This is a genomic window from Brucella sp. TWI432, assembly GCF_039674445.1.
Lineage (GTDB): Bacteria > Pseudomonadota > Alphaproteobacteria > Rhizobiales > Rhizobiaceae > Brucella > Brucella chromiisoli.
The window spans coordinates 32,741-54,724 of sequence record NZ_JBDJNL010000010.1 but is presented as its reverse complement, the minus strand read 5'-3'; the positions used below and the strand labels follow the sequence as shown (position 1 = coordinate 54,724).

The following is a 21,984-nucleotide window of genomic DNA, read 5'->3' as shown; positions in this document are numbered from 1 at the left end:
TTTTTCAACGGATGAATTTATTCTGCTGCATCAGCAGGCGCTGCATTGAGCAGGCCATAGCGTTCTTCGCCAATCTTACCAAGCAGTTCAAGCTGTGTTTCGAGGAAGTCGATGTGACCTTCTTCGTCAGCCAGAAGCTCGTCAAAAAGCTGCTTGGAAACATAATCGCCAAGCTCATCGCAGATTTCGCGGGACTTTTTGTACGACGTGCGTGCATCATATTCCCCAGCCAGATCGGCTTCGAGAACTTCCTTAACAGTCTGACCGATGCGCAGCGGAGCGACCGTCTGCAGGTTTGGATGGCCTTCAAGGAAGATGATGCGGTCGATGATCTTATCCGCATGCTGCATTTCTTCGATGGATTCCGCACGCTCTTTGTTCGCAAGACGCGTGAAACCCCAATCGTTAAGCAGACGATAGTGCAACCAGTACTGGTTAACAGCGCCTAGTTCGAGAAACAGTGCCTCGTTAAGCCGCTCTATGACCTTTGGTTCGCCTTTCATTCCAAGAACTCCCGAATTTGTCTCGTAGAGAACGCACACGATCCATGAACTGGATCACGTTTTCGTCCATTTGGTTGTGACGAAGATGATATTCTTCAGTCACCCTTATGATCGTTTCTACGACGTTTGGGAAGCAGCCACAGCAACGGCCGCTCTTGGACATGGCATTATAAACGGTTCCGGGGACGATTAATCGCCAGCAATCCTCATCCAGAAGCTCTATAACGACAGCTTCGATGTCTTTATCGGTAATAACATTGCAGCTGCAGACTAACATAAGTAGTAGACTCCAGTATCTGCAATGCGCTGTGATTGTATAGAATTCACAATTCGGGAGGTTGCGCTTTGTTCGTTATTTATTTTTACACAAAAACTACCACGGAAGGCGTGTGTTTTTACTTCAATATTGACAAGTCGCCATTCTGAACCGAACAAAGGTTCCTCCAATCGCAGGGGTTAAAGGCCCGAACATCAAAGGTAAACTTGAGCAAGTCTTTATAAACCCACCCATTTCAGTCAGGTTATGACGGGTCTGTGGGCTTTCTGTCAAATTTTATGTTTTGGAAATGTTCTAAAAATCAACAAGTTAGAATCATTCTAATTGTGAGTTAAGTACCCATCTTTAAACATGATTTGGTATTTTACATGAGTGAAAACGGCGCAATTTTTACGCCGCCTCTGTTTTATGCGCCATTTCGCCGCACGATGTGGAAAACACCGGGATGAAAGGATCAAATCCCTTCAATCGCCTCGAATCCCTCAAATTGCGGCGGGCCGGCATAGAGTGACTTGCGGTCACCGGCGTTGCGATGCGCATTGCGGAACTGCTCGGATTTCGTCCAGAAGGTGAAATCATCCCGCGTGCGCCAGACTGTATGGGAAGAATAAAGCGTATAGCCTTCTTCTTCACTGGTCGCACCGCGCAGAAGATGGAAGCTTTCAAAGCCTGGGAGCTCGGCAAGCTGGGCATCGCGATTTTTCCAGGCAGTTTCGAACTCGGCTTCTTTGCCGATGAGAACCTTGAAACGGTTCATGGCTATAAACATTGCTGATCCTTTCTTTCTAAGAGGGACTGGCTAGAGAATATTCCGAAAAGTGGGAACCGGTTTTCGAAGCCATTTCCGGCGAGTGCGGCAGTATGTTCCGCACTCGCCGCATCGCAGCTTGGGATCGAAGCCCACGACAGCGGTCAGAGGTGAGTGGACTTCGCAAGCGCGATGATTCATGTTCAGGAGGCGGGGGCCTCCTGAACATTTTAGAACTTTTGCGTCAGCGAAATTTTAAAGTAACGGCCTGCTTCCGCATAAAACTCGGTAGGCTTGGCGACGTCTTTAACCGACATCGCATCATAATAGGTTTTATCGAAGAGATTATAGACGCCAGCCTGCAAGCGTGTGCCATTCAACTGTCTTGGCTCCCACCAGCCAGTCAGGTTAACCAACCCGTAGCCCGGCAATCTGCGGGTGACGGTTCCGGCTTGCGTTGATACAGTCTGGTTTAGATAAGCAGCTGCAACCACGCTCGTGTCTACACCCCAGGTCTCCGTGTTATAGCCAACACCGAAGATACCTTTGAAAGGCACTGCCGACGACAGAGGAATATCTTCATCAAGGTTCATTGCCTTTGAATAAGCAAGGGCGCCATGCAGATTAATGCCATTTGCGAAGTTATGATGCGCTTTGACTTCGATACCGGCAATGCGAGCCTTATCAAGATTGCGATATTCCGTCAGCCCAAATGGAAATTCGGCTGTCCGGGTGGTGATCGTATCGATGAAGTTGTTGTAACGGTTCGCGAAGACGGTGATCTTGCCGCCTGAATCGCTATCACCAAACTGGGCACCGACATCGATTCCATAGCCAGTTTCAGGCTTCAGATCAGGATTACCGATCGAACCATAACCTGCTGAAAGGTAGGTTACGTAAAGCTGATCAATTTCAGGTGCTTTATAGGTGGATGAAATTTGCGCAAACAGTTCGAGATCTGGTGTTGCCTGCCATGAAAAACGGATCTTTGGAGAGATGCGATTGTTGGAGTTGTTGGCATAGCCTGCTGCCGAATCTGGTTCATATTTAAACCAGTCAAATCGCAGACCGGGTGTAATAGCAAAAGGTGTCTCACCAATTTCGATACGATCTTCGGCAAACAGTCCCAGCCGGTAGGAGTCGACGTCCGGCGTATCCTTCTGATTGATGTGCAGGAATGGGCAAGTGCCCATCTGTGCGGCAGGTGTTGCAGTGCCGCGGGTACAGGCATCGTCACCGGTCAAAGACTGCGTATTTTTGCCGACACTGAAATCTCCGCCGAGCGTCAGGGAATGAGACAGGCTACCGGTTTCAAAACCAAGATTGGCATAACCGCTTGCGCCATAGCGTTCGTCTTCAAGCGTATATTTGCGGCTGAAAGGCCCTGCTACCGAGCCAAAGCGGATCGTGTCGGTCGCATATTCACGCTTCATCTTCTGCCAGTAAAAGGTCGCAGCTGCATTCTTAACGAGGCTGTCATCCTGGCTTTCAAAGCGGTAGTCGAGCGAAACACGATCACGTTCGTTTTTGCGATTCTGATTGTAGTCTCTGTTATCGTATGTCGTTCCGGCATCCGAATTCAGATTGGTATCGGAATCAAAACGGTTCCGCTCTGCCGTAATCCCGATGGTGTGGCCGCCTTCAAGCTTCTGACGCAGCTTGAACATCAGGTTGCTGTTATCATAATCCTTTGGATCAGCTTTGGAACGCTCGGGGCCGTAACCGCCCACGTCGCCCGTGTTCTGAATTTCGTGGCCGCGCTTATACGAGCCCTGAAACAGGACTGATGTGTCCTGGATTTTTTGTGCTGCGGCTGCCGAGCTGATGAATGACTTATCCGATCCATCGTAGGTAAATTTAGCAATGCCGCCAAAAGCCTTGCCGGGAGCAAGCAGGTCTTCGGGTTCAAGGGTTTTAAGCGCAATGGCGCCTCCCATAGCCCCCGAACCCAGACGGCTCGCATCCGCACCATAAAGCACGTCAAATGTGGAAAGCGCAGAGAGGTCATAGGCGTTGCTGCCACCGCCGCTCACTTGCGTGCGGATCGCTGCATCTAAATATGGAATTGGAATGCCATCGATCGTCGTCAAGACGCGGTTGTCCTGGAGCCCGCGAATATTCACGCTGCCCGTGATGGCGTTAACAGCCAGACCCGGTTCGAGCGTGTTTGTCAGATCCTTTACAGAATCGATGTTGTTTTTGCGAATTTCTTCGGCTGTCACCACATTTGCCAGAGGCGTATCTGAGGCTGATCCCTTTGTGACGCGCGAGCCTTTGATGACGATGGGCTTGAGTGCGACACTATCCTGTTCCGTCACTGCACTCTGTTGCTGCGCGAAAGCACTCTGAGGGATTGCCATAAGAATGACAGCGAGACCTGTGCTTGCCAGAAATGACCGCTTTTGTGCCCCGTTAATTGCCCGCATTGCCTGATTTCTCCTGAAGGACAAAGCAAAATTCCCACGCCCCCTCGGAGGTGAGAAATTTAAGTTTCTCAATAGGTTATAAACTCTCTTGATAAAGAGAGTGTCGGCGCTGGCTGGAAGGAAAACCTTCGGGCTTGCTCTGGAAAAAGCGAGATTTAAACTTGACTCGTTTAATCTAGTAAGGCAGTGAATATTAAACATGACTTAACATGTCAACTAATGATTTGTTGGTGTTTTAGTCGGTTAGCGAAACGGCCACAGCTGGTGCAGGGGCAGTAAAATGAACAGGCGAATCCATATCGACATGCAGGTGCGGTTACCGCGTGAGCGCGTTTCCAACCGCGTGAACGAAATTCAGCCGCATCTGGATGCGGCCGGATCAGCTCAATCAGAAATCTCTGAACAGGCTTATGAGCCACGGCTCAAAACCTATGGCAGTCGTGAGCTCTTCAATGGCTCCCGCGAAGTGGCGATAGAGCACGGCGGCTCTCTCTATCGTTTAAAAATTACCCGTCAAGGCAAGCTCATCCTCAATAAATAGGCAGCAAAAGATGACGACCCAAACCAAGCCCTCCCCAGAGCAGATTCTCAAGGCACGGGCAGATAACCCGAAAATGCGCGAACGCGATTTTGCACAAAGCCTCGGGGTATCAGAAGCAGACTTTATTGCGGCTCACACCGGTGCCCAGGCAGACAGTGCGATTTCGGCTCGCCGCATCCGTGCAGATCTCGAAACCTTGCTCAAACATGCGCCTTCGCTTGGCGAAGTCATGGTGTTGACGCGCAATGAAAGCGCTGTTCATGAAAAAATCGGGCCGTTTGAAAAGACGATCTGGGGTCCGCACGCGTCACTGACACTGGGCAAGGAAATCGATCTTCGTATTTTCCCGAAGCATTGGGTCCATGGCTTTGCCGTTGCAAAAGTGGATGGCGAGCATGTTCGTCGCAGCCTTCAGTTTTTTGACGCATTCGGTGAGGCCGTCCACAAAATTCATCTTCGTCCCGCTTCCAATCTCGAAGCTTACGAACAGCTCGTTTCTGAATTGTTGTTGGAAGAGCAGACGCCTTCGATTGAAACAAAGCCCGTTCCGGCAAAGGCAGATAAGACGGATGTTGCAAGCGTTGATGGCGAGGCATTCCGTGAACGCTGGGGTGCGTTGACCGATGTTCACCAGTTTGTCGGGCTTTTGAAAGATTTTGGCGTCGATCGTCTTCAGGCCGTTCATCTTGCCGGGCAGGATTTTGCATGGCGTGTTGATCTGTCGGCAGTTGAAGCCATGATGAACCACGTGGTTCAGGAGCAGATTCCAATTATGTGCTTTGTCGGAAGCCGTGGTTGCATCCAGATTCACACCGGAACGATTGCCGAAATCAAGACGATGGGCCCATGGCTCAACGTCCTTGATCCGACATTCCATCTGCATCTGCGTGCTGACCATATTGCGGATGCCTGGGTCGTTCGCAAGCCGACGAAAGATGGTCACATCACTTCGCTTGAAGCTTATGATTCCAATGGTGAAATGATTATCCAGTTCTTCGGTGAACGTCATGAAGGCGAAGCCGAGCTTGCCGACTGGCGCATGATTGCTGAAAATCTGCCGCGTCTGCAGCAATCAAGCGCTGCATAAATCAAGCGTGATCCAGATCTTTGTTTTGATGTGCATTCCGAAAGTGGCTGCCATTTTCGGAATGCACTCGAAGGATAAAAACATGGCAATTGTTTCATCAAATATCAGGCGCTGCGCGGCCTTGGTCTTCATGGCCGCTTCGGTTGCATTTGGCGGCATTGCGAAGGCTGATACAGTTGAGAAAATCCCCGATACGTCACGGCTTGTTTCTGTCGGTGGTGCTGTAACGGAAATCGTTTATGCGCTTGGCGCAGGCGATAGGCTCGTTGCACGCGACCAGACCAGCACTTATCCTGAACAGGCAAGCGCGTTGGTCGATGTCGGCTATATGCGCCGTTTGTCACCAGAAGGCGTTCTTTCGGTTAATCCGACCGGTATCCTGCTCTCGGAAGGCAGCGGCCCGCCGGAAACGCTTGAAGTGCTTAAGAAAGCGTCCGTTCCTATTGTCATCATTCCAGATGATCATACGGGCGAAGGCGTGCTCACCAAGATCGAAATCGTCGGCAAGGCTCTGGGTCTTGAAGATAAGGCCAAGGCGCTTGCGGACGATGTGGCGCGTGATCTCAGAGTTGCAGAAAAAATCTCTGCCAGTCAGAGTCCGCGCAAGCGTGTGCTTTTCATCATGTCCGTTCAGGATGGACGCATTACAGCCTCCGGCACCGGCACAGGTGCCAATGGCATTATCACGCTTGCAGGAGGAGTGAATGCTATCGATGCCTATCCGGGTTATAAGCAACTGACGGATGAAGCCATCGAGAAGGCCGCGCCGGATATGATTCTGACGATGGGTATCGGCAAGGACAGCGTTCAGAAGGATGACCTTCTGAAGAATCCGGCTCTGGCCAATTCTCCAGCGGGGCGCAGCGGTAGTATTGTCCAGATGGATTCGCTCTATCTGCTTGGCTTTGGTCCGCGCACCGGTGCTGCCAGCCGTGAATTATCCGAAAAGCTTTATGGCAATCACGCAGCCCAATGAGAACTATGCCTGCTTTGCGCAAGCATTTGCAGTCATGTCGCAGAACCGCGCAACAAGGACACATTGAAATGACCAGCCAAGACCGCACCGCACAGGCCGGAGGCTTTGCTATGCGTGATCAAACCAGAAACAGCTCTGCTGGGGATCGCTCCCCGCGCGCGCGTCTGGCAATTATTGGTCTGGCGATCGTGCTTTGTCTGACAGCACTTTTCAGCCTGACAGCCGGGGCTTCTGATGCCTCCGTTATGACAGTTCTTCATGCTCTTGTTTATGGTGCGCCCGAAAGCATTGAAGCATTCCGGCGCGATCATATGATCATCATGGAAATACGCCTGCCACGTATCCTCATGGGAATGCTGGTCGGGGCGGGACTTGCTGTTTCTGGTGCCGTTATGCAGGGTTTATTCCGCAATCCCCTTGCGGATCCCGGTCTCGTCGGTGTTTCTGCCGGTGCCAGTCTTGGCGCTGTATCGATGATCGTGCTTGGCGGAACAATGCTTGCGCCGCTTTACCTTCTTCTTGGTCTTTATGCGCTCCCCATGGCGGCATTTGTTGGAGGGCTTGCCAGTACGCTACTTTTATATCGTGTCGCGACCCGGCGCGGGCGCACATCCGTCGCGACCATGTTGCTTGCCGGCATCGCGCTCGGCGCGCTGGCCGGTGCTGCCACAGGCGCGCTTATTTACATTTCCGATGATCGCCAGTTACGCGATCTAACGTTCTGGGGGCTTGGTTCACTGGCTGGTGCGACATGGGGCAAAATTGGCACTGCCGGCCCTATTATTGCGGTTGTGCTTGTTGCAACGCCGTTTCTTGCGCGTGGACTTAACGCGCTGGCACTGGGGGAGGCGGCTGCCGGTCACCTTGGAATTCCGGTTCAGCGCATCAAGAATGTAGCGATTGTGACGGTGGCCGCGGCAACGGGTGCAACAGTCGCCATATCGGGTGGTATTGGTTTTGTCGGCATTGTTGTTCCCCATATGCTGCGTCTGAGCATCGGGCCGGATCACCGTTATCTATTGCCCGCATCGGCACTTTTAGGCGCGATCCTGCTGCTGCTGGCAGATGCTGTGAGCCGTACGATTGTTGCGCCTGCCGAATTGCCGATTGGTATCATTACAGCCGTATGTGGCGCACCATTTTTCCTCTGGATATTGCTGCGTCAGCGCGGCGTTCTGGATCTGTGAGGCCCTGATATGATTGAGACTAAAAATTTAAGCGTTTCCATCGGCAGCAAGAAAATTATCGAAAATATCAATTTTGTTGCTCATCCGGGGGCGGTGACAGCTATCGTCGGCCCCAATGGCTCCGGTAAAACTACGCTGTTGCGTGCGCTCTCAGGTGATCTGCCCTATACAGGCTCAGCCTTTCTTGACGGCGAGGATTTTTCCAAAATCAAGCCATGGCGCATGGCAGCACGCCGCGCCGTGCTCCCGCAGGCCAGTGCATTATCATTTCCTTTTACTGTGCGTGAGATTGTGCATATCGGATTGACGGGTGGTTTCAGTGGCGTGAGCGGCGCCGAACAGGAGAGGTTGCCTGATCTTGCCTTGCAAAAGGTTGATCTTTCAGGCTTTAGCGGCAGGCTTTATCAGGAGCTTTCGGGGGGAGAACAACAGCGCGTACAGCTTGCACGCGTATTGTGTCAGGTCTGGAAACCGGTTGTGGACGGAAAACCACGCTATCTGTTTCTGGACGAGCCGATTTCGAGTCTTGATATAAAGCATCAGATCACAGTGATGGAGATCGCTCGTGAATTTGCAGCGTCTGGCGGCGGCGTTATCGCCATTCTCCACGATCTCAATCTGACTGCCATGTTTGCAGACAGCATTGCAGTCATGCATAAGGGCACGCTCGATACGATTGATACACCGCAGCAGGCTTTGACCGATGATCGATTGGAGCGCGTTTATGAATGTTCGCTGCGCGTTGGCGTTCCGCCTGTGAAGGGTGTTCCGTTCGTGCTGCCGCAATCGGCCTATTCGGCGACCATATAAAACGTTTTCCAACAAAAAAGCTGAAAACCATGATGATTTTCAGCTTTTTATGTCGTCATTTTGAGCGTTTAGCTCGCAATCCGCTCGGCAGTCTCAAGGTCTTCATCAAGACCGAGCAGAGCGCGGACATTCGGGCGCGCTTTGACCAGATCGTCTATGCTGTACTTCATCAGCACGCCAAAGAAAGCATTCAACGCTTCACGCAATGCAGAATTAAGACCACAGCTATCCACGAGTGGGCACTCCGCGGCATCGTTTTCAAAGCATTCTGCCATCGCAAAATTTTCTTCTGTGACGCGCACGACATCGAACAGAGAAATATCCTTCGCCTCACGCCCCAGACGTACACCGCCATTGCGGCCGCGCACTGTTTCCACCAGCTTGTTCTCGACAAGCGGTTGCAAAATCTTGAAGAGAAACAATTCCGAAACGCCGTAAGCACGGGCGATTTCTGGAACGCGGCTCAGTTTGCCTTCGTTGGCAGCGCAATACATAAGCATGCGAATGGCATAATTTGTCTGGCGAGTAAGACGCATCAACTATTCCTTTCAACGCATCCTCAAGTGTTCCATATTGATGTCTCAATCGGAAAACTCTGCTTTTGGTTAAGCCACAATCCCGCCCGGATGCCCGGAATTTCTGGGATATGCGCCAAGCGAATGCATTTGCCTCGAATCCACTTTAGAACTATTCTTAAAATATATGAAGTGCTTTATCACCTTTAAAGGGCAAAAAACATTTCATTACGCCATTTTGATGCCGACATTTTCGATGTCGGCGTTTCATCATTGGCAGACATCGACCCATTCGGCTGAAACAAGCTCGGCTATTTTGAGAGGGGATATCCTGACGGCACTGTTGGTTGCCCCGGCAGCGGGAACAACTTCATCAAAATTTTTGAGCGATAAATCGCAATAAACCGGCATTTCCCGTGGCAATCCGAAAGGGCAGACACCTCCAACCGGATGGCTGGTTTCTATCAGCACAGTTTCAGCGTCCAACATGCGTGGCTTGGTTCCGAACTGGTCCTTGAATTTGCGATTATCGATACGCGCATCTCCGCGGGTAACGATAAGGATAGTTTTGTCTTTTGTCGAAAACGAGAGCGTTTTTGCGATCTGGCCCGGCTCCACACCATGTGCTTCCGCAGCGAGTGCGACAGTCGCGGTGCTGGTTGGCAGTTCAATCACTTGGATTTCTGGCGCCTTATTCGCAAAAAAAGCTTTTACTGATTCCAAGCTCATTGGTTCCCTTTTCTTTATGATTTATTTACTCAAATTTAAGCTTCATTCATTCGAAGAGCAAGGTATTGAGTCATTTTCTGGCGAATGACTGCAAGTGGCAGATTGACGCTGCTGTTTGATAACGATGACGACGCACTCAAATCTGTTTCATGCAGACGCGGAAAAGGGCCGAGCGGTTTAAGGCGCGGGTCTTGAAGTTCGGTTATAGCCGTACGCCCTTTTATTCCTCCATATTCAAACTCCCAGAACATATAGCCTTGTCGCGGTCATTATCCGCTTTTGTCCTGCCCTGTCTTCGATCTTGCTACCGAGTTGTATAGCAAAATGGTAGCAACCGGGTTGCAACCTCTTCACTTACTATTCTGCTTGTGCGACCGTCTTTTTTCAATCTACAGATGGTGGGTATGAAAGTTGATGCTTTTCCGGGGAAGTGAATGCAGCCATTAGACATTCTATGGGTCGGTTTGGGCGGTGGACTAGGCTCGCTGTTTCGCTGGTGGGTCGGCAAATTGGTTGGCGAAAGCTACAATGGCAAATTTCCCCTCGGAACATTTCTAATCAATGTGAGCGGTGCTTTCGTTATTGGCTTTTTATCGGTGCTGTTCTCAGTGGAATGGTACGATCGCTTTGGAGATGTATTAAAATCTGGCATCTTGACCGGTATCCTTGGCGGTTACACCACATTCAGCTCAATGCAGCTTGATGCGGTCAAGCTGGCTCGCGATCATAATCGTGGCTTGGCAATCGCTTATTTGGTGGGATCGGTTCTCGTCGGATTATCGGCAGCCGCATTTGGCGCGTTGTTAGCAAGCTGGATAGGATGAGGGAAGAACAATGATTAATACAATCATACTCGTCTTTGTCGGTGGCGCGATAGGTGCCATGCTTCGTGAGTTTCTGATGCTAGGCGTACCGGCTCTATCCGATGGTATTCCGGTGTCAATTTTAGTCGCGAATATTGTCGCATCATTTTTGCTTGGGCTGGCCACTGGGCTTTACAAAAAAGGCACTCTCAGCTCAGAGGTCAATACACTGGTCGCTACAGGCATGATGGGTGGGCTTTCCACGTTTTCCAGCTTTGTCTACGGCGCTTACGTTCTTATGTCTGGATCAACGGCGGGACTGGTATCCGCACTCGCTTATTTGGTTCTCAGTATTGTCATCGGTTATTTCGCGGTCCTGCTGGGTCTTCGGATCGGTGACAGAAGCAATTGAACTTGCAGCCCAGCTTAAGCGGAGCCGGTTTTGCCCCTTGGGTTAGGCTTGTCGCAAAGGATTCGCTTCTGCGCATCCGGTTTCACGATCTGCGATACTCTCATGCAACCCAGCTTTTGGCCGCTGGCGTTCATCCAAAGATTGCCAGTGAAGGGCTCGGATATTCCACAATCGGCATCACGCTTGACCTTTATTCACATGTCATGCTGGGAATGCAGGCAAATGCTGTAGAACAAGTTGACGCCGCTATAAAAGCTGCTAAGAAGTCACTCGCTGAGTGAATGGGTAGCAAATCGGTAGCAATCACTGATTTGAGGCTTTTCTGAAACCGAGAAAAGTACAACCATTGCAAATACTTGGAGGGGTGGCCGAGCGGTTTAAGGCACCGGTCTTGAAAACCGGCGTGCAGGAGACTGTACCGTGGGTTCGAATCCCACCCCCTCCGCCAAGTACTCTTCAATAGCAGGCATTTTCCGCCTCTTAACCCCTTGTTTTATGTGGCATTTGGCTACAAAATGGGACGCGGGCACTTACAACCAGTCGCTCACAAGCGCATCAATATGTGTGTAGATTGTGTGTATGTTGTTTCGCGTAATGTGTGTAGATTTGAGGCGGCGGGATGCTTACGGACTCAGCGATAAAAAAGGCCAAGCCACAAGACAAAGGATTCCGTCTCACCGACTCGGGCGGCCTTTCGCTTGAAGTCACGCCCTCGGGCGGGAAATTGTGGCGTTTGCGCTTTCGTAAAGAAGGTAAGCAGCAGATGCTGTCATTGGGGAAATATCCCGATGTTTCTCTTGCTGAAGCCAGAGCGGAACGCGACAAATTGAAGTCCGGCTTAAAGCAAGGCATCGATCCCTCTCGCACACGAAGAATCGAAAAGCTGCTTCCAAAAACCAATTCCGGTGATTCGTTCGAAGAAATCGCGCGTGTTTGGCATGGTGTGAATGCGCCACTCTGGACGGAGCGTCATGGCGAGGACGTGATCGGTAGTTTGGAGCGACTAGTTTTCCCCGATCTGGGAAGCTTCCCTATAACGGAAATAACGGCTCCTCTCGTTCTGGCAACTCTTCAGAAAATCGAGAAGGGCGGAGGGAAAACTGCGAAGGGTAAAAAGCGAGGCCCGGCAAAAGAAACCGCGCGACGTGTCCGGCAGCGAATGTCTGCCGTGTTTGTCTACGCAATTGCATCCGGTAAAGCCGTCAGTGACCCGGCAGCTATTGTCCAAGGCGCCATGGCTCCTGTTAAGAAGGGGCGACAGCCAGCGATAACAAATCTCGAAGATGCTAAACGGCTCTTGAAGGCTACGGACGGCATCCCGGCTCATCCCGTTACTCGTCTTGCACTTCGCCTCTTGGCCCTCACCGGACTGCGTCCCGGAACACTAATCACTACGCCTTGGTCCGAGCTCAATGAGATTGACCAAAACGAAGCGATTTGGAGAGTTTCGGCTGAACGTATGAAACTTCGCCTGCATCAGAAAGAAGACGATGCTAATGAGCATTGGGTTCCGATGTCACGCCAGGCCATGGAAATCATAAGAATTCTGCGTAGCCTGACAGGCAAGGGGCCTTTTGCATTTCCCAATACGCGCCACGCTCATAAACCAATGAGCGAGAACGCGATCGGTTACTTACAGAATCGCGCGGGGTTTTTGCACCGACACGTGCCTCATGGCTGGCGCTCGACATTCTCTACAATAATGAATGAGAAGCTACCCCAGGACCGCCACATCATAGACTTGATGCTGGCACACAAGCCGAAGGATAAAGTGGAAGCCGCATATAACCGAGCCCAGCACATTTCCAGACGCCGTGAGATCGCTCAGCTTTGGGCTGATCTCCTCTTGGACGGCGCTACACCGATTGAAGAAATCGTGCAGAAGCCAATGCGTATTAACAATCCTGATGCATACAAAAAGACCGGCGATGATGCCGGTCTCTGATTGCTATGTCGTAGAGAGCTGTCCTATCCAGTCTAGAATGTCTTGTTCACGCCATCGCACGCACGTTGGACTTAGTTTGAGCGGGCGGGGAAACTTGCCTTCACTAATCCACCGGTAGATGCAGGATTTCGTCACTCCGATTTTTTCACAGACCTGATCAACTGGAATAAGGTTGGGGATTTCAGTCATTTATTCAACTCCTCCAAAGCCCTGCGGCCAAGTTCTGTAATGTAAAGATGTTCCTTGTTGCTTCTTCCATTGCGCCATCGTTCGATGAACGTTGCCCGATGCAGCTTCCTGTCGGTGAAATACCAAATGAAGCTGGTTACTTCCGCGCCCGAAGCAATACGGCGCAATCGCTCAATGTCTCGCCGAGTCATCGCTTACCCCGAATTTTGTGATTTGTTCTCATTGTGTTCACGGTGTAATAGCTGCCGCCTGATAGGAGGCTGGCATGGCAAGCTTTAGCGTTAACGCGACCCTTGGTGATTGTTTGAAGTATGGCGAATACATCACTGCAAGTTGTCTTGATTGCCATCACAATGCGAAACTGGATATGCATGGCCTTGCGGATAAGCTTGGACCAGATCACGGTGCGTTGTTCAAAGACATTGCCCATTTGTTGAAGTGTTCGGCATGTGGCAGCAAGCGCATTCACCTGATCTATTCGAACATCAGTACTAATCGAGCTGGCCTTGCTAAGAATAGGTGAGGATAAGTTACTCACTCTCTCCCCCTTTCTTGCAGTGCGGTGCGGTCTTCTCGGGCTCGACCTGTAACGAGCAGTATTTTTTCGAGGTCAGCTGATAGCGTTCTTTTATCGGCAGGCTCGTCGGGACCGCATGCAAGACATGCTGAAAAGCTTGCGACGAGAATATCGCCCCATGTCATCTTAGCCATGGTCGCTCACCGCCTTTCAGGGCTTGGCGACTCTCCCCGGCCATGGGCTTACGCAGATGACGATCTCGGACAATCCAGTATAGACCGTCAGAAAAGTGGACGCGATAATCTACGTAGTACTGCTTAAATGTCCGAGTGTACCGCTCCACAATCACTCCCGGCATTCCGCTTAATATAGAAACTACCACTTCGCCGTCTTGCTTCATTCGACATTATCTCCCGTGCGCCACTCCTTCAAGAATGCGAGTTTAGCCTTTGCTGCCCACTTTCCCGCGCTATGAGGGTTAAACCAAAACCAGATTACTATTAGAGTCATGATAAATCCGAATCCATTCATTCGCTCTGCTCACCTAGTGGGCTGGCGTTGATAACCTGATGGTATTCCGCCCATGTTCTGCGTCCCCAATTTTTCGATACGACAAGCTGCATGGCTGGCGTCGATTCCTGTAGAGCGGCGAGGATGGTGGAAATAATGGCGTTAGCTGTTACCGTGAAGTTATCCTCCTGCACAAACGCGGCTTCCAGAATGTCTTCAACTTGCTCAATCAGTTCCTTACTCGCCATGACTGGCCTCCTTTGCGCGCAAGAGGGCGATGACGATTTCACGAGCTAGGCGAGAAACGTCTTTGCCGGTGGTGATAATTATGCACATCGCCGTTGACACAATGTCGCAAACCCGACCCGGCAATACCCTCTCAGCCAGCGCGATAGCAGCGTCTACAGAGGCGGTGAAGTAGGGAGCAGACCAAGATTTACCTTCGCCAGACCATGTTGCTTCGTCGTAATGCATATCTGGTCCATCCACATAAGCAGTTCCGAAGCTGCTTCCAAACACCTCTTGCGGATATCCGAAAGTTTCGGCGATGATGCCATCCACTTCCCTGTCAGGCCCGTCCAGCTTGGATAGTATGTCAATGAGGGTCATGGGCGATCCTCCAGATAAGTAAGTTCCCAAGTAGGATGGTACCGGCCAGGTTCATGATTTTCATCATCGAGGCGAATTAGCAGGTACTGATTGCGAAAGCCTTCAATGGTTCCATATTGAGGCCGCTTGCCGCCTGTGTATTTGACGCGCCCGCCAACGCTAGCGGGAACACGATAATAATCTTTGATGTATTCGAGGCTCATGGCTTGCCCTCCAAGGCGGCGCGTAAATCGGCTACGGCTTTCACTGCATCATCGTCGTTGCCTGACCAGTCGAACCAGACGACACATTCAGCGGTTTCCCGGATTTTTGTTGCCTCCGCGAGTTGGGTTTCGAGGGCCTTCACCCGCGCAGTCAGTGCCGCGTTGTCATCTTTCAATCTTTCGACTTCGAGCAACGCGCCTCTCAAGGCTATGTCCTGCCTTCGTATAGTCTCATCCTTCGCCGCGTTGTCGGCTAAAACCTTCTCATACTCTTCATGGAAATCGTCGTATGTTGATTTCCATGCTTCATCATTCGCCGCAATGATGGCCTCTGCCTTCGATTTTAAGCACAGGTCTTCATGGTCGAATTGATCATCTGATGCTCGCCATTGATCGACGGACCGAAAGAACGGCTCTTCAAAACGCCATTCCGCGTCTTTGGTTTTCCAGACATAAGCCTTTGTCTCCAACCCATCGACCGGCGCTGCGGGGCGGGTGTTCCAAGCGGCAATCGCTCTATCAAAGCTTTCGCTAACTTCCTTCTCGACTTCATTAGACATGCCGTGCGCCCAATGAACACTTTCTGGAGCGTCGAACCATGAGCGCAAAAAGGCTTCCTTCAATTCATTCGCCATTGTTGCCGCCTCCTGTCGGGCGGGTGTATTCCCATTCATCAACCCCCCCGCCAATCATGTAGTGCGCATAAACAGGTCTGCGCATTGGAGAGAACCCAATCAGTCTTAAAAACAAAGGCGTTGCGGACCACTCTCCGCGTGGGCGCGTGTCATTCATCGTCCGCATCCTCCGAACGTGTCGCATTTGCCAGAATTGCCGAACATGTCTTCTTCGTCTGGTGCATCTTCCAGATCGACAGCATCGGGTAATGGTTCTGGCGGCTGATATTTCCCACGGGGGCTGTTCGCCCATTTGCGCACTTCGTCGGCACCGACAGCGCCCATGTGTCGAGCAGGGCGAAACATCGTCTTGCCGACTTCCTGTTCGATGTCAGCGACTGCTTGCCAGTCGTCATCAGTGAAGCGCTTCATGTCGCTGCGATTTGAGTTGATGCAGCGGCATTCACGCGAACGATGTGGCAAAACTTCCCATCCTGCACGCCCGATGAGCGTATTTCGCTCTGTTTCTGAGAACGTTGCGAATGGAGCAACAAGCATACGACCGCCGTGGTTGATAGACTTTATGAGCCATTCAGGAAAATCAGCACGATCCTGGCTTTCATCGCGGCGCACACCTACAAGGCAGACCGCTCGACAGTCTGGATCGTTCTCAGCAAGCCAACGCTGTCCCGGCTCGATTTTCAGAATGTACGAGCACCACTGATAGCGTTGTGTCGGAAAGCCCTTCTTGTCTCTTGCCAGCTGGCGGAAGCCGATGCTTCTTGTTCGATGTGGTGTAAAGCCAAGGGAACGAACCCATGCTTCGCCTTTATCAACACGCTCGGCCCATCCGTCCGCCATCCAGCCTGTATCGGTGAAAACAACGGCCACTCCTTCAAGTTCGTGTTCATGCGCCCACTGAATGAGAGCAATACTGTCGTTGCCATAGCTGACAAAGATTACGAACCGGATGGGCTGGTTTGTCTTTTGCTCGAACTCTGTGAGCAAGTCCGCTTGCTTACTCATTCCGACGCTCCCGGTGAGGCTGGGAGGCGTGCAGGAACTGACGCATTCACGTTATGCCGGTAAAGCATGTCGTATTTTCCGTTCTCGTCCTTGCTTGTGTATTCGTAGCGCCAAGCCTCGCCGCCGCTATGATCTACAAGACCACCGTTGCGTGCTTCCAGAAGCTTCGATAGTTCCCAATGCTTGTGATAGAACTTTCCGCGCTCCGGACCTTCCGCTACAGGCTGAGACGAGAGGGCGGCTTCGGCCTCGGCAATTATCTGGTTGATGTCGTCATACAGATTGCCATTCTGCAACTTAACAACTGATAACGTCAGCTTTAGAGCTTCCTCCAACGCCTGCGCACGCGGGGATGGGGCAACCTCGATTGCGGACAAGATACGAGCCTCATAGTCGGCCTGCGCTGCGGCTTTGGCGGCGGCTTCATCCTTTGCGCTACCGCCTACCTCGTTATATCCGCCTTCAACTGACCAAAACCATTTGCCGTTCGCCTCGTCGTGGGTCCACGTTCGATAAGTGCCGAACTCTGTTTCACAGCGCGATAGCGTTTCACTTAGCGGCGGCTTAACCCACTCCAGCGCCTTCACCTTCACCCCTTGCAGGAAAGGAAGGGCGGCTGTGAGGGCGGCGCGATGGCTTTCTGTGCTATCGCCGGGATGCGCTCTGTAGGCGTTCTGTGCCGCCTGCACTGCTTCATCTGAGATGGTCGGGGTCATGGCTTCCTCGCATTTCGGAAAATCACCTCGGCCGCGGAGTCATCTCCTGAATTAAGGAAGAGTGCGGCTGCGATGGAGACAGGGTCGATTTTGTGACGGGCCCAAAAGGCGCGTTCGTTCATAGAGTGCTGCGTGTCGTGCATCTCACGGCACATCGGAACTACCCATTTGTCATCTGGTTTTTCCGCTTTGCCGGTTTCACGCTTGTAGAATTTCGGATCGGAGTATCTGATGTGACAAGCGTCAACAGGACGCCGGCCTGTTAGAATGCAGGGCAGGGTGCGTATCCACTTGAGGTGATCGTCATCCATCACGCGTGGTCGTTTCTGGCCCGCTGCTGGGGCCAGAGAGAATGCAGTGTCGAGACGTTTGAGCTGAAGTGCCATTACTTCACCTCTTCGAGTTCTGTAGGATCAATACCTACAAGACCACAGGTATACTGAAGAGCAGCTTCTAGGCTTGTCTTTCCTTCGCAAACAGACTTGAAAGAACGTGTGATGGTGCCGGCCTTGTCTCTGGCAAACTTTGTAGAGAGGTTGCCAGTGGCATCGAACCCTTTCGCAACGTCAACCACGACCTTGGGGTCAAGCTTCGATTGGTCGGCAGTTTTTGTGCTTGCTGCCTTGCACTGACGGATTAGAAGGGAGAGACTTTTCCGCTCTTCCGTGCTGAGTTCCGGGACTCTGTCCTCAGAATTATTCTCAGCCGCTTCCTTCAGCGCCGTTGTCTCCTTTTCGATACCGGCATGAGTGAAGCCTTCAGGCTCGTCGTCATCAGTTGGGCGCAGACGTAGATTGCCGCCGACAGTCGGCTTCAATGGCGTGACGTCGCGAGCTCGCTGGGCACGAACGTCAGACGCTACATCGTCAAATTCGTCAGGCGTATAAATTCCACTGATGAGACCTGGCGCATAGACGCGCGCCCATTCACGAGCACCACGATAGAACAGCATCTTTGCATATGTGCTCGGTCGCCACGGGCTGTTGTTGCCGGAGGTTTTCCAGTCTTTTACTGTGCCATCCATGATCCGCATGTCGGTGCGACGGTAATTCGGCTCCAACTTTGCAACTACTTCGTCGGTAAATGGAACATCGCTGATCCAGATACGCATGTCCTCGCCACTACCGCTGACATAATGGCTCAGGACGAAACCGAGATGCTTTTCGATCGCGCTGGCTACAATCTTGCCTTCAAAGCAAATGCGCCCGTGGACAAGAGACACACCTTGAGCGAGGGCGGTCGGCATCACCCCCCAAGCATCAGCGATAGTGGTCACGTAGAAACAATTGGCAATAATACGATCAAGCGGAAGCTTTGTTTCATCCTTGCTGGGTTTTTCATGCGTCAGCGCTTGAGGAAGCAGTGAAGAGTTGGCGAGCATGGTCGCCCACTGCATGCACTCGGCAAATTTCTCTTTATTTAAACCGGACTGTGGTGCGCGGATCTCCGCAGCGGCCTGAACACCGGCTTCGTTTTGAAGAGCTATGCTGTTGCTCATTTCGGATTCCTCTCATGCGCGTAAGAAAACGCGCCTTTTCCGGTATGTGAGATAATTGTTTGGATGCGCTGGCCGCGCATGAACGCGTTTGAATAGACGCGCCCTTCCCAAAAGATGTTTCGGCCCATCGCGATCATCCGCATCACAGTGATCGGATCTTGGATTGCTGACCCTTGGTAAAAATCAGACGATTTCATTGAAATCCTCATCTGTTTCTCTCAAGAGCGCTTCCGCCATTCTCCGCGCGCGGTCGGCTGCGACTTTTTCGGTGTACGCGGAGTCATCGGTTTCACCGCCAAGCATTCCGGCCATGGCCTGTGCCGCTGTATCCCGCAAATTTGCCTTTCGGATCATTAGGTCGAGCCAGTCGTCACCGCTTTCTGGAACGCGCAAATGGATGGCCGCGTATTGGCGAACAGTCATTCCTGGTTCATGCCCGAAATTTTGTTCGTAGGTCTGATCAAACTGAAAGGGGAAGGCTGGACCGCCTGTTAAGTGCTCACTCATCTGAAATCCCCAACTGTTTGCGAACGCGTTTCCGGTTGAAATCGCTCATGCGAGTCCAAGTGACGTCATCTTCGTGCCCGTCATATCCAGGCCATTCACCTGTCTCGACACAACGTTCCAGGATATCAAATGCACGGCGGGCTTGGAGTTCACCGAGCTCCAGATCCGCTTCGTCCAGCTGCTTGATGCGAACGTCGAATGGCTCGGTCTTCTCTGCGTAAACAAAGGTGAAAGACGAGAACGCGTCATTGCCAAAGAGTTCCCGTACGATCCACCGCGTAAGACCGGCCTGGATGTAGTTCCCGGTTTCAAAAAGAGCCTTTGACAAGCTGTCATCGTCTACCGATGCCGCGGTTTTGAAGTCGACATAGTCGCCGCCATATCTTGGCCAAACGTCAGGACGCACGCGCACCCAGATCGAACCGATCTTATGGAAAACGGAACGCTCGATTAGACCGTTTAGAATGCCTTCCTGCACAAGCGTCTTTTGACGCAGTGAGTTGGCAATCTCGCGGATCGCTTCAATCTCAGCATTTGAGATGATTGAACGACCAGACATTCGCATCTCGTCACGCCATTGACGGCATGATGTGGAATTGTAGTTCCACGCCGCCTCCACACCCTTACTGTTGATGTAGGTGTCTGGCTGGAGCGCATAACGCTCTGCAAAGCCGTCTTCGCCCAAAATGAGCATATGCGCGGCTTTGCCGAATTCGAACGCATCGGTTGATTTTGGCTCTTTGCGGAACGGGTTGTAATGTGACGTCCGCCAGTATTCGAGCGGGCGCTTTGCTATAGCCTTCAGGCCAGTGGATGAGATCGAGAACTCGCCATTAAACAAGCCTGGATCGCTGTGGTAGCGTTCGATCGGAACATTTCGATATAGGCCAGGCTCCGTTATCGGAGCCCCGTCCCATTCGCGTTCCTGTGATATTGGTGAAGCGTCAAACATCGCAGCCTCAGAAATTGATTTGGGTATGACGGACGCGGTGAGTAGCGATAGCCGTGACAATAATTTCAGCTGTTTCCAGAGGGATCTGTGCGGCTTGAATCACATCCTCAAGAACGTCCCTGATGACTGATTTGCGGTTCTCCTCATCAGCCTCGCGGCGACGTCGCTCATCGTCCTCTTTGCGCTTCCGCTCTTCTTCAGCCAGAGCTGCGGCTGCGATTGCGTCCTGCTTCTCACGCTCAGCCTTTTCGATGGCTTCTTGCTTTTCGCGTTCTGCCTTTTCGATGGCTTCCTTCGCGTCGCGCTCGGCTTTTTCTGCGCGTTCCTTGGCCAACAGCTCAGCTTGTTCCCTTGCGCGGGCTTCGGCATCTGCGATGTCCTGGAGGCGCTTTTCTTCGGCCTGACGTTCACGCTCTGCACGTTCTTTTGTTTCGCGATCCAGGCGATCTAATTCTGCCTTTTCACGATCAATACGGTCGCGCTCTTCTTTTTCTGCCCGCAGGGCTTCAAGCTCCGCCTGTTCGGCTTCGCGTTTCTCTGCATCAGCGATAAGGCGGGTGATTGTGTCGACAGCAGCCCCATGCATGATGCAGGCTTTGCCATGAAACTCTTGCCAAGCGTCGCCGGTCATATCCATATCCGCAAGCTCGGCCCGGATATTCTTAAGCGTTTCTGATGATTGGCCAAAACCGGTGCCAGCAATCGCTTGAAGTTGCTGAAGACGGTTTTCGTGATCCTCAACACGCGCTTTTTCAGCATTTTCCCAATCAGTAAGTGGCTGCCGCACCGAGTCTCGTAGTGCGTCGAGCTTGTCCTTGATGCGGTTACGGGCATCATTCACCGACTTTGTCTGCGTGCGCCAGGCTTCGGTCAGATCCTTGCCAGCATTATCCAGCACAACCTTCGTACTGGACACTTTGCGCGCCAGAGATCCGATGGCTTCGCGGCCCTTTTTCGTCGTTACGTCGGGGACGTGATTTTTAACAGCTGCTTCGATCTTGCGCAGAAGCTGGTCAAATTGGCTTTCGTTCGTGAACAGTTCTGCCGTGATCGTTTTGGGCAGGCTAATCACTAGATCACTCGAAGTGGATTCAGTCATGCGACTTGCTTTCCTGATGTTCAACAGACCAAGCCGCTATCCGGACTAACGCAACTTCCTGCCAGCTGTTCGGTGTCGACCGATGGGCAAGTTGCGCTCCAATGTCTCGAATATAGGCAATCGGTGCTTGATGGGTTTTGGCTCGGTAGGCGTAGATGCAGAGTTGTTCATCTGCAATTTTGTTGCCTGTTGAGCCTCCCGGTGGGGTTTCTGGAGCTTCAGCAGCTCGCAGATCCCCAAGGTAGTCGAGGAGATGGTCGTAGCTCACAGGGCCGCCTTGATTGTATTGTTGATATTCTCAAAAAGGGTGCTGATACGTTCGGGCTTGTAATCACCGCCGCGTTGCCAGACATTGAGGAAGGCATCCTTCCCAAAAGCTTTGCTCAATGTTTCAGACTGTCGTTGCACGGACTCCAGCGCGTTTTCGAGAACGGATATTCGGCGGAGTGATGCTTCCATGGCGGCTTTTGCGCCCGTCATCGCTTTGACAGCTTCTTTGTCTTTCGCGATTTGCTCTTCAGATTTATCGATTGGCTTGCTCACGGCAAAGTTCTCCTGTTGCCAGAAGCGCTTGCCACTGGCTTG

Annotated in this window: 33 protein-coding genes and 1 tRNA gene; 11 read left to right on the top strand and 23 right to left on the bottom strand. The window is 51.9% G+C overall.

Annotation, left to right across the window (positions count from 1 at the left end):
- Window positions 1–17 precede the first annotated feature (17 nt).
- From bfr to ABE527_RS14480, 4 genes are all read right to left on the bottom strand, one after another.
- Window positions 18–503: a bacterioferritin gene (gene bfr, locus ABE527_RS14495; RefSeq protein ID WP_265983944.1), complete on the bottom strand. Its 486-nt coding sequence runs from the start codon at window positions 501–503 to the stop codon at window positions 18–20.
- Window positions 469–780, bottom strand: a complete 312-nt coding sequence (locus ABE527_RS14490) for a (2Fe-2S)-binding protein (RefSeq protein WP_265983945.1) — start codon at window positions 778–780, stop codon at window positions 469–471. The genes bfr and ABE527_RS14490 overlap by 35 nt, the downstream gene beginning before the upstream one ends.
- 454 nt (window positions 781–1,234) lie before the next feature.
- Window positions 1,235–1,549, bottom strand: a complete 315-nt coding sequence (hmuQ, locus tag ABE527_RS14485) for a heme-degrading protein HmuQ (protein ID WP_265983946.1) — start codon at window positions 1,547–1,549, stop codon at window positions 1,235–1,237.
- 209 nt (window positions 1,550–1,758) lie between these two features.
- Window positions 1,759–3,954 (bottom strand): TonB-dependent hemoglobin/transferrin/lactoferrin family receptor, encoded by a 2,196-nt coding sequence (locus ABE527_RS14480; RefSeq protein WP_499697337.1) that lies wholly within the window; start codon window positions 3,952–3,954, stop codon window positions 1,759–1,761.
- Between the two features lie 280 nt (window positions 3,955–4,234).
- On the opposite strand from ABE527_RS14480, the gene hemP reads away from it, so the two are divergent.
- The 5 genes from hemP (at window position 4,235) to ABE527_RS14455 (ending at window position 8,555) form a co-directional block, all read left to right on the top strand.
- A complete protein-coding gene (gene hemP, locus ABE527_RS14475) occupies window positions 4,235–4,495 on the top strand; it encodes a hemin uptake protein HemP (protein WP_499694910.1) in 261 nt (86 codons plus the stop codon).
- 10 nt (window positions 4,496–4,505) lie between these two features.
- The gene (locus ABE527_RS14470; RefSeq protein ID WP_499697336.1) at window positions 4,506–5,582 is read left to right on the top strand and encodes a hemin-degrading factor; all 1,077 of its coding nucleotides are present in this window, start codon (window positions 4,506–4,508) and stop codon (window positions 5,580–5,582) included.
- An 82-nt stretch (window positions 5,583–5,664) separates the two neighbouring features.
- Window positions 5,665–6,558 (top strand): heme/hemin ABC transporter substrate-binding protein, encoded by an 894-nt coding sequence (locus ABE527_RS14465; protein ID WP_499697335.1) that lies wholly within the window; start codon window positions 5,665–5,667, stop codon window positions 6,556–6,558.
- 68 nt (window positions 6,559–6,626) lie between these two features.
- A complete protein-coding gene (locus tag ABE527_RS14460; protein WP_499697334.1) occupies window positions 6,627–7,745 on the top strand; it encodes a FecCD family ABC transporter permease in 1,119 nt (372 codons plus the stop codon).
- A gap of 9 nt (window positions 7,746–7,754) precedes the next feature.
- A complete protein-coding gene (locus ABE527_RS14455) occupies window positions 7,755–8,555 on the top strand; it encodes a heme ABC transporter ATP-binding protein (RefSeq protein WP_265983951.1) in 801 nt (266 codons plus the stop codon).
- Window positions 8,556–8,623: 68 nt separating this feature from the next.
- Here the strand turns inward: ABE527_RS14455 and rirA are convergent, their stop codons facing one another.
- The gene (rirA, locus tag ABE527_RS14450; protein WP_265983952.1) at window positions 8,624–9,091 is read right to left on the bottom strand and encodes an iron-responsive transcriptional regulator RirA; all 468 of its coding nucleotides are present in this window, start codon (window positions 9,089–9,091) and stop codon (window positions 8,624–8,626) included.
- A 249-nt stretch (window positions 9,092–9,340) separates the two neighbouring features.
- Complete coding sequence (locus tag ABE527_RS14445; RefSeq protein WP_265983953.1) at window positions 9,341–9,799, bottom strand: YbaK/EbsC family protein; 459 nt, start codon at window positions 9,797–9,799, stop codon at window positions 9,341–9,343.
- Window positions 9,800–10,233: 434 nt separating this feature from the next.
- Here ABE527_RS14445 and crcB point away from each other — a divergent pair, with 434 nt between their 5' ends.
- The 5 genes from crcB to ABE527_RS14420 all read left to right on the top strand — a co-directional run bounded on the left by crcB (window position 10,234) and on the right by ABE527_RS14420 (window position 12,959).
- Complete coding sequence (gene crcB / locus ABE527_RS14440; RefSeq protein ID WP_265983954.1) at window positions 10,234–10,623, top strand: fluoride efflux transporter CrcB; 390 nt, start codon at window positions 10,234–10,236, stop codon at window positions 10,621–10,623.
- Window positions 10,624–10,633: 10 nt separating this feature from the next.
- On the top strand, window positions 10,634–11,014 hold the full coding sequence (locus tag ABE527_RS14435; RefSeq protein ID WP_265983955.1) for a CrcB family protein: 381 nt from the start codon (window positions 10,634–10,636) through the stop codon (window positions 11,012–11,014).
- Complete coding sequence (locus tag ABE527_RS14430) at window positions 11,011–11,295, top strand: tyrosine-type recombinase/integrase (RefSeq protein ID WP_499697333.1); 285 nt, start codon at window positions 11,011–11,013, stop codon at window positions 11,293–11,295. Before ABE527_RS14435 ends, ABE527_RS14430 begins: the two co-directional genes overlap by 4 nt.
- A 77-nt stretch (window positions 11,296–11,372) precedes the next feature.
- Window positions 11,373–11,462, top strand: a tRNA-Ser gene (locus ABE527_RS14425).
- A 171-nt stretch (window positions 11,463–11,633) separates the two neighbouring features.
- Window positions 11,634–12,959 (top strand): tyrosine-type recombinase/integrase, encoded by a 1,326-nt coding sequence (locus tag ABE527_RS14420; protein ID WP_499697332.1) that lies wholly within the window; start codon window positions 11,634–11,636, stop codon window positions 12,957–12,959.
- A gap of 3 nt (window positions 12,960–12,962) precedes the next feature.
- Here ABE527_RS14420 and ABE527_RS14415 read toward each other — a convergent pair whose 3' ends face one another.
- Window positions 12,963–13,148 carry a helix-turn-helix transcriptional regulator gene (locus ABE527_RS14415; protein WP_499697331.1) on the bottom strand — a complete coding sequence of 62 codons (186 nt, stop codon included), beginning with the start codon at window positions 13,146–13,148 and terminating at the stop codon, window positions 12,963–12,965.
- On the bottom strand, window positions 13,145–13,339 hold the full coding sequence (locus tag ABE527_RS14410; RefSeq protein WP_499697330.1) for a hypothetical protein: 195 nt from the start codon (window positions 13,337–13,339) through the stop codon (window positions 13,145–13,147). Before ABE527_RS14410 ends, ABE527_RS14415 begins: the two co-directional genes overlap by 4 nt.
- Before the next feature lie 74 nt (window positions 13,340–13,413).
- On the opposite strand from ABE527_RS14410, the gene ABE527_RS14405 reads away from it, so the two are divergent.
- Window positions 13,414–13,671: a hypothetical protein gene (locus ABE527_RS14405; RefSeq protein WP_499697329.1), complete on the top strand. Its 258-nt coding sequence runs from the start codon at window positions 13,414–13,416 to the stop codon at window positions 13,669–13,671.
- A 521-nt stretch (window positions 13,672–14,192) separates the two neighbouring features.
- Here ABE527_RS14405 and ABE527_RS14400 read toward each other — a convergent pair.
- The 15 genes from ABE527_RS14400 to ABE527_RS14330 are packed head-to-tail and all read right to left on the bottom strand — an operon-like array spanning window position 14,193 to window position 21,942.
- Entirely contained in the window at window positions 14,193–14,423 is a 231-nt protein-coding gene (locus tag ABE527_RS14400; RefSeq protein WP_499697328.1) for a hypothetical protein, read from the bottom strand.
- Window positions 14,413–14,784 carry a hypothetical protein gene (locus ABE527_RS14395; RefSeq protein ID WP_499697327.1) on the bottom strand — a complete coding sequence of 124 codons (372 nt, stop codon included), beginning with the start codon at window positions 14,782–14,784 and terminating at the stop codon, window positions 14,413–14,415. Before ABE527_RS14395 ends, ABE527_RS14400 begins: the two co-directional genes overlap by 11 nt.
- The gene (locus ABE527_RS14390; protein WP_499697326.1) at window positions 14,781–14,987 is read right to left on the bottom strand and encodes a hypothetical protein; all 207 of its coding nucleotides are present in this window, start codon (window positions 14,985–14,987) and stop codon (window positions 14,781–14,783) included. Before ABE527_RS14390 ends, ABE527_RS14395 begins: the two co-directional genes overlap by 4 nt.
- Window positions 14,984–15,622 (bottom strand): hypothetical protein, encoded by a 639-nt coding sequence (locus ABE527_RS14385; protein WP_499697325.1) that lies wholly within the window; start codon window positions 15,620–15,622, stop codon window positions 14,984–14,986. Before ABE527_RS14385 ends, ABE527_RS14390 begins: the two co-directional genes overlap by 4 nt.
- Entirely contained in the window at window positions 15,612–15,779 is a 168-nt protein-coding gene (locus tag ABE527_RS14380; RefSeq protein WP_499697324.1) for a hypothetical protein, read from the bottom strand. The genes ABE527_RS14385 and ABE527_RS14380 overlap by 11 nt, the downstream gene beginning before the upstream one ends.
- Window positions 15,776–16,627 carry a phosphoadenosine phosphosulfate reductase domain-containing protein gene (locus ABE527_RS14375; protein ID WP_499697323.1) on the bottom strand — a complete coding sequence of 284 codons (852 nt, stop codon included), beginning with the start codon at window positions 16,625–16,627 and terminating at the stop codon, window positions 15,776–15,778. The genes ABE527_RS14380 and ABE527_RS14375 overlap by 4 nt, the downstream gene beginning before the upstream one ends.
- Window positions 16,624–17,343, bottom strand: a complete 720-nt coding sequence (locus tag ABE527_RS14370) for a hypothetical protein (protein ID WP_499697322.1) — start codon at window positions 17,341–17,343, stop codon at window positions 16,624–16,626. Before ABE527_RS14370 ends, ABE527_RS14375 begins: the two co-directional genes overlap by 4 nt.
- Entirely contained in the window at window positions 17,340–17,729 is a 390-nt protein-coding gene (locus tag ABE527_RS14365; RefSeq protein ID WP_499697321.1) for a DUF968 domain-containing protein, read from the bottom strand. Before ABE527_RS14365 ends, ABE527_RS14370 begins: the two co-directional genes overlap by 4 nt.
- Window positions 17,729–18,841, bottom strand: coding sequence for a hypothetical protein (locus ABE527_RS14360; RefSeq protein ID WP_499697320.1), 1,113 nt, complete (start codon window positions 18,839–18,841; stop codon window positions 17,729–17,731). Before ABE527_RS14360 ends, ABE527_RS14365 begins: the two co-directional genes overlap by 1 nt.
- Entirely contained in the window at window positions 18,838–19,038 is a 201-nt protein-coding gene (locus ABE527_RS14355; protein ID WP_499697319.1) for a hypothetical protein, read from the bottom strand. Before ABE527_RS14355 ends, ABE527_RS14360 begins: the two co-directional genes overlap by 4 nt.
- A complete protein-coding gene (locus ABE527_RS14350) occupies window positions 19,025–19,348 on the bottom strand; it encodes a hypothetical protein (protein WP_499697318.1) in 324 nt (107 codons plus the stop codon). Before ABE527_RS14350 ends, ABE527_RS14355 begins: the two co-directional genes overlap by 14 nt.
- On the bottom strand, window positions 19,341–20,300 hold the full coding sequence (locus tag ABE527_RS14345; RefSeq protein ID WP_499697317.1) for a PD-(D/E)XK nuclease-like domain-containing protein: 960 nt from the start codon (window positions 20,298–20,300) through the stop codon (window positions 19,341–19,343). Before ABE527_RS14345 ends, ABE527_RS14350 begins: the two co-directional genes overlap by 8 nt.
- 7 nt (window positions 20,301–20,307) lie before the next feature.
- Window positions 20,308–21,399 carry a hypothetical protein gene (locus ABE527_RS14340; RefSeq protein ID WP_499697316.1) on the bottom strand — a complete coding sequence of 364 codons (1,092 nt, stop codon included), beginning with the start codon at window positions 21,397–21,399 and terminating at the stop codon, window positions 20,308–20,310.
- Window positions 21,392–21,667: a hypothetical protein gene (locus ABE527_RS14335; RefSeq protein WP_499697315.1), complete on the bottom strand. Its 276-nt coding sequence runs from the start codon at window positions 21,665–21,667 to the stop codon at window positions 21,392–21,394. Before ABE527_RS14335 ends, ABE527_RS14340 begins: the two co-directional genes overlap by 8 nt.
- Window positions 21,664–21,942 (bottom strand): hypothetical protein, encoded by a 279-nt coding sequence (locus tag ABE527_RS14330; RefSeq protein ID WP_499697314.1) that lies wholly within the window; start codon window positions 21,940–21,942, stop codon window positions 21,664–21,666. The genes ABE527_RS14335 and ABE527_RS14330 overlap by 4 nt, the downstream gene beginning before the upstream one ends.
- Between the last annotated feature and the right edge of the window lie 42 nt (window positions 21,943–21,984).

Coding starts and splice junctions, on each gene's coding strand:
- bfr (WP_265983944.1), bottom strand. CDS start 503: ATGAAAGGCGAACCAAAGGTCATAGAGCGGCTTAACGAGGCACTGTTT.
- ABE527_RS14490 (WP_265983945.1), bottom strand. CDS start 780: ATGTTAGTCTGCAGCTGCAATGTTATTACCGATAAAGACATCGAAGCT.
- hmuQ (WP_265983946.1), bottom strand. CDS start 1,549: ATGTTTATAGCCATGAACCGTTTCAAGGTTCTCATCGGCAAAGAAGCC.
- ABE527_RS14480 (WP_499697337.1), bottom strand. CDS start 3,954: ATGCGGGCAATTAACGGGGCACAAAAGCGGTCATTTCTGGCAAGCACA.
- hemP (WP_499694910.1), top strand. CDS start 4,235: ATGAACAGGCGAATCCATATCGACATGCAGGTGCGGTTACCGCGTGAG.
- ABE527_RS14470 (WP_499697336.1), top strand. CDS start 4,506: ATGACGACCCAAACCAAGCCCTCCCCAGAGCAGATTCTCAAGGCACGG.
- ABE527_RS14465 (WP_499697335.1), top strand. CDS start 5,665: ATGGCAATTGTTTCATCAAATATCAGGCGCTGCGCGGCCTTGGTCTTC.
- ABE527_RS14460 (WP_499697334.1), top strand. CDS start 6,627: ATGACCAGCCAAGACCGCACCGCACAGGCCGGAGGCTTTGCTATGCGT.
- ABE527_RS14455 (WP_265983951.1), top strand. CDS start 7,755: ATGATTGAGACTAAAAATTTAAGCGTTTCCATCGGCAGCAAGAAAATT.
- rirA (WP_265983952.1), bottom strand. CDS start 9,091: ATGCGTCTTACTCGCCAGACAAATTATGCCATTCGCATGCTTATGTAT.
- ABE527_RS14445 (WP_265983953.1), bottom strand. CDS start 9,799: ATGAGCTTGGAATCAGTAAAAGCTTTTTTTGCGAATAAGGCGCCAGAA.
- crcB (WP_265983954.1), top strand. CDS start 10,234: ATGCAGCCATTAGACATTCTATGGGTCGGTTTGGGCGGTGGACTAGGC.
- ABE527_RS14435 (WP_265983955.1), top strand. CDS start 10,634: ATGATTAATACAATCATACTCGTCTTTGTCGGTGGCGCGATAGGTGCC.
- ABE527_RS14420 (WP_499697332.1), top strand. CDS start 11,634: ATGCTTACGGACTCAGCGATAAAAAAGGCCAAGCCACAAGACAAAGGA.
- ABE527_RS14415 (WP_499697331.1), bottom strand. CDS start 13,148: ATGACTGAAATCCCCAACCTTATTCCAGTTGATCAGGTCTGTGAAAAA.
- ABE527_RS14410 (WP_499697330.1), bottom strand. CDS start 13,339: ATGACTCGGCGAGACATTGAGCGATTGCGCCGTATTGCTTCGGGCGCG.
- ABE527_RS14405 (WP_499697329.1), top strand. CDS start 13,414: ATGGCAAGCTTTAGCGTTAACGCGACCCTTGGTGATTGTTTGAAGTAT.
- ABE527_RS14400 (WP_499697328.1), bottom strand. CDS start 14,423: ATGGCGAGTAAGGAACTGATTGAGCAAGTTGAAGACATTCTGGAAGCC.
- ABE527_RS14395 (WP_499697327.1), bottom strand. CDS start 14,784: ATGACCCTCATTGACATACTATCCAAGCTGGACGGGCCTGACAGGGAA.
- ABE527_RS14390 (WP_499697326.1), bottom strand. CDS start 14,987: ATGAGCCTCGAATACATCAAAGATTATTATCGTGTTCCCGCTAGCGTT.
- ABE527_RS14385 (WP_499697325.1), bottom strand. CDS start 15,622: ATGGCGAATGAATTGAAGGAAGCCTTTTTGCGCTCATGGTTCGACGCT.
- ABE527_RS14380 (WP_499697324.1), bottom strand. CDS start 15,779: ATGAATGACACGCGCCCACGCGGAGAGTGGTCCGCAACGCCTTTGTTT.
- ABE527_RS14375 (WP_499697323.1), bottom strand. CDS start 16,627: ATGAGTAAGCAAGCGGACTTGCTCACAGAGTTCGAGCAAAAGACAAAC.
- ABE527_RS14370 (WP_499697322.1), bottom strand. CDS start 17,343: ATGACCCCGACCATCTCAGATGAAGCAGTGCAGGCGGCACAGAACGCC.
- ABE527_RS14365 (WP_499697321.1), bottom strand. CDS start 17,729: ATGGCACTTCAGCTCAAACGTCTCGACACTGCATTCTCTCTGGCCCCA.
- ABE527_RS14360 (WP_499697320.1), bottom strand. CDS start 18,841: ATGAGCAACAGCATAGCTCTTCAAAACGAAGCCGGTGTTCAGGCCGCT.
- ABE527_RS14355 (WP_499697319.1), bottom strand. CDS start 19,038: ATGAAATCGTCTGATTTTTACCAAGGGTCAGCAATCCAAGATCCGATC.
- ABE527_RS14350 (WP_499697318.1), bottom strand. CDS start 19,348: ATGAGTGAGCACTTAACAGGCGGTCCAGCCTTCCCCTTTCAGTTTGAT.
- ABE527_RS14345 (WP_499697317.1), bottom strand. CDS start 20,300: ATGTTTGACGCTTCACCAATATCACAGGAACGCGAATGGGACGGGGCT.
- ABE527_RS14340 (WP_499697316.1), bottom strand. CDS start 21,399: ATGACTGAATCCACTTCGAGTGATCTAGTGATTAGCCTGCCCAAAACG.